9 protein-coding genes, 1 tRNA gene and 2 rRNA genes (1 of these 12 cut by a window edge) are annotated in these 13,131 nt (G+C 62.7%); 10 read left to right on the forward strand and 2 right to left on the reverse strand.

Going from position 1 to position 13,131, the window contains the following annotated elements:
• From GDI_RS07765 to GDI_RS07785, 5 genes are all read left to right on the forward strand, one after another.
• Window positions 1–1,396: ribosomal RNA gene (locus GDI_RS07765) — 23S ribosomal RNA — on the forward strand (it extends 1,345 nt beyond the left edge of the window).
• Between the two features lie 113 nt (window positions 1,397–1,509).
• Window positions 1,510–1,625, forward strand: a 5S ribosomal RNA gene (rrf, locus tag GDI_RS07770).
• A gap of 38 nt (window positions 1,626–1,663) precedes the next feature.
• A tRNA-Met gene (locus tag GDI_RS07775) sits at window positions 1,664–1,740 on the forward strand.
• A gap of 121 nt (window positions 1,741–1,861) precedes the next feature.
• Window positions 1,862–3,148 carry an ATP-grasp domain-containing protein gene (locus GDI_RS07780; protein ID WP_012225066.1) on the forward strand — a complete coding sequence of 429 codons (1,287 nt, stop codon included), beginning with the start codon at window positions 1,862–1,864 and terminating at the stop codon, window positions 3,146–3,148.
• A gap of 225 nt (window positions 3,149–3,373) precedes the next feature.
• Window positions 3,374–4,351 carry a MotE family protein gene (locus GDI_RS07785; RefSeq protein WP_012225067.1) on the forward strand — a complete coding sequence of 326 codons (978 nt, stop codon included), beginning with the start codon at window positions 3,374–3,376 and terminating at the stop codon, window positions 4,349–4,351.
• Window positions 4,352–4,429: 78 nt separating this feature from the next.
• On the opposite strand, the gene flhA is transcribed toward GDI_RS07785, so the two are convergent.
• A complete protein-coding gene (gene flhA, locus GDI_RS07790; protein WP_012225068.1) occupies window positions 4,430–6,679 on the reverse strand; it encodes a flagellar biosynthesis protein FlhA in 2,250 nt (749 codons plus the stop codon).
• Between the two features lie 147 nt (window positions 6,680–6,826).
• On the opposite strand from flhA, the gene GDI_RS07795 reads away from it, so the two are divergent.
• Window positions 6,827–8,500 (forward strand): tetratricopeptide repeat protein, encoded by a 1,674-nt coding sequence (locus GDI_RS07795; RefSeq protein WP_231854257.1) that lies wholly within the window; start codon window positions 6,827–6,829, stop codon window positions 8,498–8,500.
• 178 nt (window positions 8,501–8,678) lie between these two features.
• Window positions 8,679–10,082 (forward strand): tetratricopeptide repeat protein, encoded by a 1,404-nt coding sequence (locus GDI_RS18600; RefSeq protein WP_231854258.1) that lies wholly within the window; start codon window positions 8,679–8,681, stop codon window positions 10,080–10,082.
• Here the strand turns inward: GDI_RS18600 and GDI_RS07805 are convergent.
• Window positions 10,079–10,909, reverse strand: a complete 831-nt coding sequence (locus GDI_RS07805; RefSeq protein WP_231854260.1) for a transglycosylase SLT domain-containing protein — start codon at window positions 10,907–10,909, stop codon at window positions 10,079–10,081. The genes GDI_RS18600 and GDI_RS07805 overlap by 4 nt on opposite strands.
• 316 nt (window positions 10,910–11,225) lie before the next feature.
• Between GDI_RS07805 and GDI_RS07810 the strand changes: the two genes are divergently transcribed.
• From GDI_RS07810 to GDI_RS07820, 3 genes are read left to right on the forward strand one after another with little or no spacing between them, the layout of a single operon-like run.
• Complete coding sequence (locus tag GDI_RS07810) at window positions 11,226–12,293, forward strand: flagellar basal body P-ring protein FlgI (protein ID WP_231854308.1); 1,068 nt, start codon at window positions 11,226–11,228, stop codon at window positions 12,291–12,293.
• 5 nt (window positions 12,294–12,298) lie between these two features.
• A complete protein-coding gene (locus GDI_RS07815; protein WP_012225073.1) occupies window positions 12,299–12,625 on the forward strand; it encodes a rod-binding protein in 327 nt (108 codons plus the stop codon).
• On the forward strand, window positions 12,622–13,041 hold the full coding sequence (locus GDI_RS07820; RefSeq protein ID WP_012225074.1) for a hypothetical protein: 420 nt from the start codon (window positions 12,622–12,624) through the stop codon (window positions 13,039–13,041). The genes GDI_RS07815 and GDI_RS07820 overlap by 4 nt, the downstream gene beginning before the upstream one ends.
• Window positions 13,042–13,131: the final 90 nt, after the last annotated feature.

Genomic DNA, 13,131 nt, shown 5'->3' on the forward strand with positions numbered 1-13,131 from the left:
GCGAAAGCCGTAGTCGATGGAAACCGGGTGAATATTCCCGGGCCTGCCAGAAGTGACGAATGCAATATGTTGTCGGGTCTTAACGGATTGATCCGGCTTTTGGCGCATTCCAGGAAATAGCTCTGGCATATAGACCGTACCCGAAACCGACACAGGTGGACTGGTAGAGCATACCAAGGCGCTTGAGAGAACGATGCTGAAGGAACTAGGCAAATTACTCGCGTAACTTCGGGATAAGCGAGACCCATCGTTGGGCAACCATCGGTGGGTGGCACAGACCAGGGGGTAGCGACTGTTTAGTAAAAACACAGGGCTGTGCGAAGTCGAGAGACGACGTATACGGCCTGACGCCTGCCCGGTGCCGGAAGGTTAAGAGGAGGTGTGCAAGCACTGAATTGAAGCCCCGGTAAACGGCGGCCGTAACTATAACGGTCCTAAGGTAGCGAAATTCCTTGTCGGGTAAGTTCCGACCTGCACGAATGGCGTAACGACTTCCCCGCTGTCTCCAGCATCGGCTCAGCGAAATTGAATTCCCCGTGAAGATGCGGGGTACCCGCGGTCAGACGGAAAGACCCTATGAACCTTTACTGCAGCTTTGCAGTGGCATCAGAGACATTCTGTGTAGGATAGGTGGGAGGCTTTGAACCCGGGGCGCCAGTTCCGGTGGAGCCATCCTTGAAATACCACCCTGACTGTTTCTGATGTCTAACCGAGACCAGTAAGCCTGGTCCGGGACCCTGCATGGTGGGCAGTTTGACTGGGGCGGTCGCCTCCCAAAGTGTAACGGAGGCGCGCGATGGTGGGCTCAGGTCGGTCGGACATCGACTGTTGAGTGCAATGGCATAAGCCCGCCTGACTGTGAGAGTGACAGCTCGATCAGAGACGAAAGTCGGCCATAGTGATCCGGTGGTCCCGCGTGGAAGGGCCATCGCTCAACGGATAAAAGGTACTCTAGGGATAACAGGCTGATCTCCCCCAAGAGTCCACATCGACGGGGAGGTTTGGCACCTCGATGTCGGCTCATCACATCCTGGGGCTGGAGCAGGTCCCAAGGGTTCGGCTGTTCGCCGATTAAAGTGGTACGTGAGCTGGGTTTAGAACGTCGTGAGACAGTTCGGTCCCTATCTGCCGTGGGTGTTGGAGACTTGAGAGGATTTGTCCCTAGTACGAGAGGACCGGGATGAACAGACCTCTGGTGCACCGGTTGTCGCGCCAGCGGCACAGCCGGGTAGCTAAGTCTGGACGGGATAATCGCTGAAAGCATCTAAGCGAGAAACCCACCTCAAAACCAGGTCTCCCCGAGGGCCGTGATAGACCATCACGTCGATAGGCCAGATGTGAAAGCGCAGCAATGCGTGCAGCTAACTGGTCCTAATCGCCCAACAGGCTCACTCACACCGCCTGCCCAGCAGGCAACACACATGCACAGCAATCATCCACACAACACACTCACCTCTCACCGCACCAACCTCACACGCCCAATAACACCCCACAGGGTGGACTGGACGACCTGGTGGCCATGGCGGGGATAGACCCACCCGATCCCATCCCGAACTCGGCCGTGAAATGCCCCAGCGCCTATGATACTGCGTCTCAAGACGCGGGAAAGTCGGTCGCCGCCAGGTCTTCCAGTCCACCCCTCACAACACACACACCACACCAGCGCGGGGTGGAGCAGCCCGGTAGCTCGTCAGGCTCATAACCTGAAGGTCACAGGTTCAAATCCTGTCCCCGCAACCATATTGACTTGGAACCCCCCACCGCCCAAACAGGCTGTGGGGTTTTTGCTGTGCTAGGCACAGGCCCCGCTATACGGCCGCAATCGAAAATACTGTGCGAACCGCGAAGGTTGATTTCCTGAATGTCCCTGCTTGACACATCCCCCGGCGCCGCCGGCGCGCTGGTGCTTTCCGATAGCGAAGAGCAGGGGGCTGCGCCCCCATTGCTGGGGCTGGCGGAACTGTTTCGGACGGCCTTGCAGGAAGTGGACATTGCTCGTCATGTGCCGGGATTGATCGCGCGCGCCGAACGCGAGGCCGATGCCTACGCGCTGCTCGACCTGGCCTTGATCCATCAGTTGCGTTTCCAGAAGGAAAGCGGCCTGGCCATCCTGGGCGAGGCGCTGAAACTGCGGCAGGTGTTCCGCATTGCCAGCGGCGGTGACCAGGCACTCCATCTGCTGGTCATCAAGACGCCGGGTGACCTGACGGCGAACACGCCGCTGGAATGCATCCTCGAAAACGCGGGGATGACGATCGACGTGCTGTATGTGGGGCCTGGCCTTGAATGGCCGGCGCGCCTGCCGCCCCACGACCTCGTCTTCGTGGCCATTGGCGAGGCGGATTCCCACAGGGCGACGCTCGCCCAACTCGCCGTCTACCTGAAGGACTGGCCACGGTCCGTTCTCAACCGGCCGCAAAATGTTCCCCACCTGTCCCGTGCCGAGGCGTTCGACGTGCTTCACGACGTGCCGGGACTGTGCATGACCCCGACCTACCGCATCGATCGTGCCGCGCTGGAGCAACTTGCGACTGGCGCGGTCTCGCTGCCGCACCAGTGGGGCGACCTCCGCTTTCCGATCATCGTCCGTCCCCAGGGCGCCCATGGCGGTATCCAGCTCAGCCGGATCGAGGCGGCTGAGGATATTGCCGTGTATCTGCGGCAAGCCGACGCCGAACGGTTCTTTGTTTCCAACTTTATCGATTACGCCTCGGCTGACGGTCTGTTTCGCAAATTCCGCGTGGTCCTGATCGACGGGCATCCTTTTCTGGCCCACATGGGAATTTCCGAACATTGGGTCGTCCATTATCCCTACAAGGAAATGAAGGCCGATCCGGCCCGGCGGGCGGAAGAAGCGTCCCGGATGGCACGTTTCGATGATGATTTCGCGGTTCGGCACGGTCGTGCCATGGCCGCGATTCATGAACGCATCGGACTCGACTATGTTGGATTTGACTGCGCGGAAACCCGGGATGGAGATCTGCTGGTTTTCGAATTGTCGAATGCGCTGGTGATCCATGCGGCTGACGATCCCGCGCTGTTTCCTTATAAAATTCCCCAGATGCAGAAAATCTTCCACGCCTTTCGGGACATGCTGTCCGCCAAGGCGCGGCGGAACGGCGAGCACACGGATGCGGCTGGATTATGACGGCAACGATGCAGCCGGATGGAAAAAGGTTTCAGAAAGCCGGGCGAAAGGCTATAGCATGGCTAGACAAGGCGAAGGAGACGGCAGTCGATCCATAGGGGCGAATAAGCCGGGCCGCTGAAACAAAAGCGGCATCGGCCTGGTCCGACAGGAAAAGTGTTTGACTTCTTTCTGAGACATTACTTGCTACGCCCGCCAGAAAAACTGCTAGTGGACTAGGTTGAAATGCTGATACCCCGTCTGTCGTTCGGGAAACTTGTGCATATTTCGTCGAGCCTGATGACACTTCTCCTGGCCATGAACATGCATTCCCTTGCCGAATACCTGAGAGATGACGGCACGGAAACGTCCGGGCAGACCCTCATGGGCCAGGCCAAGGCGGCGGAAGGGACATATACCGAGTCGATCGTCGGCGATGCCCGGTCCATGTCTGCCAAAGTGTCCGGCACAGTGTCCGGGGATGTGGCGGCAGCCCGCAAGACGGCCGAGGGATGGGTGTCCCTTATTCAGCCCGGCGGGCATGAAGGCGAGGCCACTCAGACGGCTGCGCCTGCCACCGTGCAGAAGGTCGCCGTGTCCGAAGGAGACTGCCCGAAGGATATATCCTGCGTCGGGATGGAAAAGGCGGCGGCTGCGCAGGGCAGCGACACCGACCCCGATGTCAGCAAGGCAGAGGCCGGCCTGGTCAAGGACATCCTGGCGCGCCGATCCAGTTTTGACAGTGAGCAGCGGGACCTGGACGAGCAGAAGCACGTTCTCGAAGCGGCCAGGGTCGCGCTTGACGAGAGAATGCACGAACTCGACATGTCCATGGCGTCGCTTGCCGAAAAGCAGGCGGCCCATCAGGAGACCATGTCGGCCGAAACCGACAGGCTGGTGAAAATATACGAGGAAATGCCTGCAAAGGCGGCCGCCGCTGTCTTCAACATCATGGATATCCACGTGCTGGTATCCGTCGCGAACAAGATGAACCCCCGAAAGGTTTCGGCCATCATGGGGAACATGACGCCGGAGCGTGTGAACCTTGTCTCGCAATACCTGGCCGGTGTGCGGAGTTTCCGCCCTCCCCATGTTTCCCTGGGAAGTGACGGCACGCCGGAGCAGGCGGCGGATGCCGGAGCGTCCGCTACCTGGTGGGCAGGGAACTCCGCGCAGCATCAACGTGACCAGGGTCCTCCGCTGCTGAAGCCTTCCTGGCAATAACCATTCGACGAAAAAAGCCCGGGTTCTGCCCGGGCTTTTTTGTATGCTGTTGGTCCTGTGTGGGAGACGGTAACGCCCTCAGGTGATTGTCGCGACCGTCTTGATGCGAGAGCGCGGATATATCTCGGATTGCGAGAGGACCGAAACCGATGGGCGCACGCGTTCCACGATCGAACGCATGGAATCCCTGACCGGGGTGGAAACGACCACGACGGGGATCTCTCCGCTCGCCGAGACCGTATTGAAGACCTCGCGCAGTTTTCCGACGAATTTGTTCAGCATGGAAGGCGGCATGGCCAGCCGCCGATCGTCGGCCTGTCCGGTGATATGGGCCATGAATTCGGCCTCCCATTCCGCTGACAGGGTAATCATGGGAATGTATCCGGCCCCGCCAACCAGCGCGTTGCAGATCTGCCGGGAAAGGCGAACCCGCACGTGGCCGGTCAGGGCCTGCACGCCACGGAGGCCAAGGCTGCATCCTTCCTGGATGCTCTCGAGGATGGTCGGAAGATCGCGGATCGAGACGCGCTCGGCCAGGAGCGACTGCAGGACACGCTGGATCGTGCTTAACGGCACCTGCGACGGAATCAGGTCGTTGACCAGCTTCTGCTGCTCACGCGGAAGGTCGTCCAGCAATGTCTGGGTGGCGACATAGGTCAGCAGGTCGGGCAAGTTCTGCCTCACCGCCTCGCTGAGATGCGTGACGATGACGCTGGCCGGGTCCACGATGGTGCATTTCATGGCGACCGCCTTGGGCTTGAGCGAGGGGTCGATCCATACGGCGGGAAGGCCGAATGCCGGCTCCGTCGTCCGGTCGCCAGGAAGGTCCGGCGCGCCGCCGGACGGACTCATGGCCATCAGTTTCCCCGGCTTGACCTCGCCGGATCCGATTTCGATTTCCTTGAGCTTGATGACGTAATTATCCGACGGAAGCAGGATGTTGTCCTGTATCCGCACGGGCGGGGTGATGAATCCCAGTTCGGTGGCAACCGTCCGGCGCAGCGCCTTGATCTGTTCGGTCAGTTGCGGATTCTCGCCGCTCGTCAGGGGCAGGAGGCCGAAGCCGAGTTCCAGGCGCAGCAGGTCCAGCTTGAGCATCTCGGAAATCGGCGGCGCCGTCGGCTGGGGCGAGATCTGGGTGACGTCTCCGTCCCCATCCTTGACGGGGGTCTTGTGGCGCATCCACGCCCCGATGCCGGCCCCGACGGCGATGACGAGGAAGGGAAGGGCGGGCAGACCGGGCATGATGGCGAAGAGGGCCGACAGCCCGCCGGCGACGGCCAGCGGTTTAGGATTGCCGCCCAACTGCCGGACCAGCGTGACGTCGGTCGATCCGTCGGAGCCCCCCTTGGTGACGACGATACCGGCGGCGGTCGACACCAGCAGGGCGGGGATTTGCGAGACCAGCCCGTCACCGACCGTCAGCGTGGTAAAGGTGCTGGCGGCCTCGCTCAGGGGCATGTCATGCCGCAGGATACCGATGGCCAGGCCGCCGACGATGTTGATCGCCGTGATGATCAGGCCGGCGATCGCGTCTCCCCGAACGAACTTGGCGGCGCCGTCCATCGCGCCGTAGAAGGCGCTCTCGTCTTCCAGTTCCTTGCGTTTCGCGCGCGCGGTCCGTTCGTTGATCGCCCCGGACGAGAGGTCGGCATCGATCGCCATCTGCTTGCCGGGCATCGAGTCCAGGAAGAACCGGGCCGCCACTTCGGCGATGCGTCCCGAACCCTTCGTGATGACCATGAAGTTCACGACCAGCAGGATGCAGAACACGATCCCGCCGATGAAAAGGTCGCCCCCCATCAGGAACCCGCCGAAGGCGGCCACCACATGTCCGGCGGCGTAGGTGCCCTCGCTGCCATGGCTGAGGATCAGGCGCGTGGTCGCGATTTCGAGCGACAGGCGCAGCAGGGTCGTCAGCAGGAGCAGGGTGGGAAACGACGTGAAGTCGAGCGTGCGCTCGAGGAACAGCGCCACCATCAGGACCAGCACGGACGACGTGATCGACAGCGAAAGACCCATGTCGAGGATGAAGGTCGGAAGCGGAATGATCAGGATGGCCAGCAGGACGACCACGCCCAGGGCGAGGCCAACGTCCGTGCCGGGAACCAGGGAACGCCATGAGGTTGCCCGCCATCCCCCGCTTCGCAGCGTCTCGGCCGAAAGGGTCACGTTGCGGGAGGCAGATGAAATCTTCTGTCGCGCTGCGGCCGTTATTTCGGCCAGTCTGCCGCCGCCCGGCTTCTTGATTTCGCTGCCACCGGCGGTATCCAAGAGCCGTGTTTCCTTTCGTGTGGGGATGAGCCACTGCCCTTCCGCAAGGCACATGGCCAGCGGCCTGCCCGGCCATTCGTCCCGGTCACCGGGCTGTGACTTCAGGGCCGGAAACTACCGTTATCGCGGGTCCCGGGCAAGGCCGGAAAATGACGGCGACAGGCGTTCCATTGTCTCGAATCTTATGGCCATAATCGCTTCATGATGACTGGCCATGCGGGAACGCGCGGGAATGATCCCGCGGGCTGGCAGGGCGCGCGACGGAAGCGGCAGAGGATCAGGATGCAGCAAATAGAAACAGTGTCGTCATGTGAAGGCGATGCGACGCAGTCCCTGGATGCCGACCTCTCGAAAGACACTGTGCTGCAGTCGCCGACGGCGGAAAATGTCACCACCATGGTCAGCGACCTTTTCCTGAAGGGGGAGGTCCTCGACGCCGTTCGCCTGGCTCTTGAGGTGGTGGCCAGGCACCCGGACAACGTGATCCTGACCCTGGTCGCGGCGACCTTGCTCGCGCGGCATACCGCCCTGTACGACGTCGTGGCGACGCTCGCCCGGCGCGCGCTGAAGCTGGAGCCGGACAGCGTCGGGGCCCAGACCATCCTTGCGGACGCCCTTGTGGCAGGTGGCGATGTTGCCGGAGGATGCGCTCTTTTTGCAGACATGATGGCCCGCTATCCTGGAGAGCGCATCGGCCTATGCGAGCATATTTCCTTTTCGCTGGTGGACGCGGGATATCCTTTCGAGGCGCTGGGGATTTTGACCGCATGGCTCCAGGAGGGCGAACCGAGTTTCTCGCTTCTGAACAATATGGCATGCATCCTTGATCGGATGGGCCGCCCCGCCGAGGCCGTCTCATGGTACAAGCGGGCCCTGGCGATGGATCCGGGGAATGCGACCGCCGCCTTCGGGTATTCGCTCAGCTTGCTCAAGGCGGGGAATTTCCGGGAAGGATGGGCGCGCTATGCCGAGCGGGTTCCCCTGACCAATAGCGTGACATGGTGGTTCATGTCGCTGCCCCGCCTGCGTCATGGCGACGACGTGTCCGGAAAGAAAATCATCCTCTATCAGGAGCAGGGCCTGGGAGACACTCTCCACTTCATCCGCTTTGTCCCTTATCTTCAGGCGAAGGGGGCGGACGTGACGATCGTGGTCCCGAAGGCTCTTCTGCGTCTTCTGACACAGTCGTTCCCGGGCGCATCCGTCAGGTTGATTGAAGAATTCGGCAGGGAGGTGGAGGATGGCTACAGCTATGCCGCTCCGATCCCGGACCTGCCCTTTATCGGCGGCGTGATGTCGGAAAGCGATATCCCTGCGAATATTCCCTATTTTCGGGCCGATGCCGGCGATATCGCGAAATTCGCCGCCGAACTTCCCTCCCGGCGTCCCCGTATCGGCCTGGTGTGGGCCGGCGAGCGGCGTGGAAGGCCTGAACTGGCCGCGGCCGACAGGCGTCGTTCCACGACGCTGGCCATGCTGGGGGAGGCCCTGACTCCGGTGGATGCCACCCTGGTGAACATCCAGTTCGGGGTTCCACACGCCGAGATCGCGGCATGGCACGGCCAGCCCGTATTCGACCCGATGGGCGGCGTCCGCGACATGGCCGACACCGCCGCCATCATGGAAAGTCTGGACCTGTTCATCTCCGTCGATACCTCGCCGCTCCACCTGGCCGGCGGACTCGGCCGTCCGACATGGCTGATCAGCCGGTGGGATGCCTGCTGGCGATGGGGAGCGGAGGGGGATACGTCGGCGTGGTATCCGACCATGCGTGTATTCCGCGCGCAGGAGAGGACCTTCGGCCCCGTTCTGCGCGAAGTCGGGGAAGCCCTGCGTGAGTGGGTGAAGGACTGGCAACCGGGCAAGGGAGCATGATCGATCCTGCCCGTCGCGATCTGCCATCAGGTGGAAACGGGACGATGCCGCCGCTGGACCTGAATGTCTGGATGGGTGGGGTACTGCAATCCCCGACGCCTGAAAACTGACCCAGGTATGCGAAACCTTTTTCTCGCGGGGGCAGGGCAGGGACGCCGCGCGCCTGGCCCTGGAGGTCGTGTCCCGCCATCCGGACGATGCGGCCCTGACCCTGGCGGCAGCGGCGCTGATGTCGAAGCATACGGCCAGGCATGACGTCGTGGCGACGCTGCTACGGCGTGTGCTCCGCCTGGAGCCGGACCATATGCTGGCGCAACTCAGCCTTGGGGGCGCCCTGGTGGCGGGCGGCGATCTCGCTGGAGGATGTGCGCTCTTTTCCCGGATGATGGCCCGCTATCCTGACGAGCATGTCATGCTGTGCGAGCACATCTCCGCATCGTTCCTGAATACGGGATATCCCGCCGAGGCGATGCAGATCGTTTCCCTCGGCCTCAAGGACGGAGAAACAAACGTTGCGCTGGTAAACAACATGGCCTGCGCGCTCGACCGCCTTGGTCGCTCCCCCGAGGCTATTTCGTGGTACGAGAGGGCCTGCGCGCTGGCCCCGGAGAACCCGATCCTCGCCTTCGGATACGCGACGACGCTGCTCAAGGCGGGGAATTTCCGGGAAGGGTGGGCGCGCTATGCCGAGCGGGCTCCGGCGACCAGCAGTGTGATGTGGTTCATGTCGCTGCCTCGCCTGCGCCTTGGCGACGACGTGGCCGGAAAGAAAGTCATCCTCTATCAGGAGCAGGGACTGGGAGACACGATCCAGTTCATCCGGTTCGTTCCCTGTCTGCTGGAAAAGGGGGCGGAGGTGACGATCGTCATCCCGGAATCCCTCGTGCGTCTCCTGACCCTGTCGTTTCCCGGTGTGTCCGTCGTCACGACACGATCGAAGCTGGATGCGGAAGACGGCTACAGCTATGCCGCCCCGATCCCCGACTTGCCTTTTATCGTCGGCATGGCGTCCGAAAGCGACATTCCCGCGCGCATTCCCTATCTACGGGCCGATCCCGGCGACGTTGCGACCTTTGCCGCTGAATTTCCCACCGGGCGTCCCCGTATCGGCCTGGTATGGGCCGGCGAGCGGCGGGCAAGGCCCGACCTGGCCGCGACCGACGAACGCCGGTCTACAACGCTCGCGGCGATGGGGGCGGCCCTCAGCCCCGTTGCGGCCACGCTGGTCAATCTCCAGTTGGGTCCTCCGCGCGGGGAAATCGGGACATGGGATGGCCAGATGCTGTTCGACCCGATGGACGGCGTCCGCGACATGGCCGATACCGCCGCCATCCTGGAAAATCTCGACCTGTTTATCTGTGTCGATACGTCGCCGGCTCACCTGGCTGGTGCGCTCGGGCGTCCGGTGTGGCTTGTCAGCCGGCGGGATGCCTGCTGGCGGTGGGGGGACGATGGAGACACATCGGCATGGTACCCCACCATGCGCCTGTTCCGTGCGCGGGAAAGATCCCTCGCCCCCGTCCTGCGTGAAGTCGGCGCGGCCCTGCGGGATTGGGTGACCGCCTGGAACGCAGGGTGCTAACCCGGCTGTGGCGCCAGCCGCCGCGGCGCGACCAGGGCCACGGGGGCTGCGCGGTATGAGGCCAGCGTCCGTCCCTGCGTGCCTTTCGTGACCGGCCTGTTCGGAGACGGTGGGGCAAAATTCCTGTTGCCGACGAAGGGATGGAACGCCCTGACCGGCGTCGTCGTCATTCCGGCCGGTGCCGCCGCCATGACGGGCTGGTGCGGCGCCAAGGCGGGGACAAGCGGACGGGGGAAGGTCTGTGCCGCGAAATAGGGCGCGGCCCGGGCGTCCTTTCGGGGCGATATCTGCGGGTCGCGCCCGTCCTGCGGAACAGCCCATGCCTCCAGCACCTTCCATTGATAGGGCGTGCCGATGCCGGGCGTCTGCGAATGATAGGCCGCCGCCGCCCGGGGCCAACTGCCCATCTTGTCGTGCAATTTCAGGAGAAAGGTGGCGGCGTAGCGCGCGTTGCGAACAGGATCGAAAGCCTGATCCAGGGTGGAAAAAGCGTCCGGATGCTGCTGGAGGTTGACCTGCATGCAGCCGACATCGATCGACGGGTTTCCCTGCTGGCGGAACATCTGGACGGCGGCGATGGCGTCTTCGCGGGTCATGTAGTAATGCCCGACCCCGTTGACGGTGATGGTCCAGGGCCACGCGGAGATCATGCCGTCCGGTTCCGGCCTTCCGCTTTCGACCCGGCTCATCGCGGCAAGGAATCCATCGGGGATATGCAGTGCCCGCTCGGCCTGTGTCGTCGCCTCCACGCACAGCGAAGCCTGCGGCGAGCGGGCAGAAGCGTTCCATACCGGATGGACCAGAATGGCAGTCGTGATAAGAGCCATGCGGGACCGGCGACGCAGGCAAGGGATCGGCATGGCGTCCATTCCGATCTCCATATCCAAATTCCGCGCAACCATGAATGTTTTTTTGCCGGCGATCCGTCCCGGCATGGAACAGAGGATGGCCATGGCCATTGAATGTCATGGCGTGGGCGCGTATCCTTGCCGCGAAGCTGTGGCCTGTCCTCGGAAAGTCATGGGCTGAAACGCAAGGGTGACCAGTTCTATGAGGAATCGCCTCAAGGCGACTGTCGGATATCGAGGCGGACTGTCGCGCTGGAGTATCCTGCTGGCCGCGGTGGCTCTTTTGGCAACCGGAATGGCCCCGATGTCGTCAGCCCGGGGCGAGCAGGTCAGGATCAAGGATATCGTCGATTACGAAGGCGTGCGGGACAACCAGCTCGTCGGCTACGGTCTCGTCGTCGGTCTGAACGGGAGCGGCGATCGCCTGACCAACACGATCTTCACGCGAGAGACGCTGATCAGCATGCTGAACCGGCTGGGCGTGAATATTCGCGACCGGGAAATCCAGTTGCAGACGCACGACGTGGCCGCCGTGATGGTCACGGCCACACTGCCGCCTTTTTCGCATGGCGGCGGACATATCGATGTCACCGTTTCCGCTGTGGGCGATGCCCGCGCTCTGACCGGCGGCACCCTGCTCGTGACACCGCTCCAGGCCGCCGATGGCGAGGTCTATGCCGTGGCCCAGGGCTCGCTGGTGACGAATGCCTTCACCGCGACCGGCCAGGCTGCCAACGTCACGCGGAATATCCCGACCAGCGGCCATATCGCCAACGGTGGCGTGGTCGAGCGTGAGGTTCCGGTGATGCTCGGGGAAAAGGGCTTCATCCGGCTTTCCTTGTACAATCCCAACTTCACGACGGCGACACGGATCGCCGATGCCATCAACAGTCATATCGGCCGGGGCATCGCCCGGGTCGATGATCCCCGGACGGTCGCGGTCAACCTGACGGGGCGCGATCCGTCGCAGACGCTTTACCGGATCGGCGACCTCCTCATCGAACCTGATACCATGGCCAAGGTCGTGGTGGACGAGGCCAGCGGCACGATCGTGATGGGCGACAACGTGCGTATCACCACGGTGGCGATCGCCCAGGGCAACCTGACCATCCAGATCACGGAGACGCCGCAGGCCGTCCCGGCGGCCCCCTTCACGAACGGGCAGACCGCGGTCGTGCCGCGAACGCAGATCACCGCCAGCACCGACAGTACGCATCGTCTCGGGATATTGCGCGAGGGCCCGACCCTTGCCAGCCTCGTGGGCGGCATGAATGCACTGGGCATGGGGCCACGGGACATGATCAGTATCCTGCAGGCCATCAAGGCCGATGGCGCCCTGCAGGCGGATCTGGAGGTAAGGTAGGGAACATGAGCATCGGAAGCATCGCGGCCTCGCTGTCCTCCGTCCAGCAGCAATTGTCGCCCGCGCCGTCCGCCAAGGACACCCGCACGGCGGAACAGGCGCACAAGGCCGCCGTCGAATTCGAGGGATTGACCATCGGCGAACTGATCCAGCCGATGTTCGACACCGTCGATACCTCGAACGACATGTTCGGGGGGGGGGCGGCGGAATCGCAGTTCCGGTCGCTCCAGGTGTCGGAAATGGGCAAGCAGATCGCCAATTCCGGTGGGATCGGCCTGGCTGACAGCGTTTATCGGCAGATGCTGGCCATGCAGGAAAAGGCCCAGTCATGATTTTCTCCCGGGCTGGATCGGGCGCGCGTCTCCTGCATCGCTTTCAGCGGGTGTGTGCCGCGCTGGAAAAGGAGAATGACCTTCTGGCCGCCGGGAAACTGAAAGACGTGGCGGCCATGCTTCCGATGAAGCAGAAGGAGATGGCGGCGCTTGAAGACGCATTGTCTGCCAATGAGGGCGCTGCCGAGCAGAAGCGTGCGCTGGCCACCCCGGATCTGGAAGAAGCGGCAAGGCGGTTCGGCATCCTGGTGCGCGCCAATCGCAAGCTTCTGAAAAACGCTATCGACGCCCAGAATGCGGTGATCAGACTGATCGTGGACGCGGCCCAGGCGTCATCCGCGGGATATGTCTCTTCAGGTCATTATGGGGCGGATACGATCGCCTCGGGGGCGCTGAGATTGCGCAGCGACGTCTGACGTCATACCCAATCAACGACGCGGCGGGGATCATCGTCCGGCCCGTCATCCCCGCATGTGCCTACGGCGGCGCGGCGCGTATCTTCATGG

It is taken from the genome of Gluconacetobacter diazotrophicus PA1 5 (assembly GCF_000067045.1).
GTDB classification, from domain to species: Bacteria; Pseudomonadota; Alphaproteobacteria; order Acetobacterales; family Acetobacteraceae; genus Gluconacetobacter; species Gluconacetobacter diazotrophicus.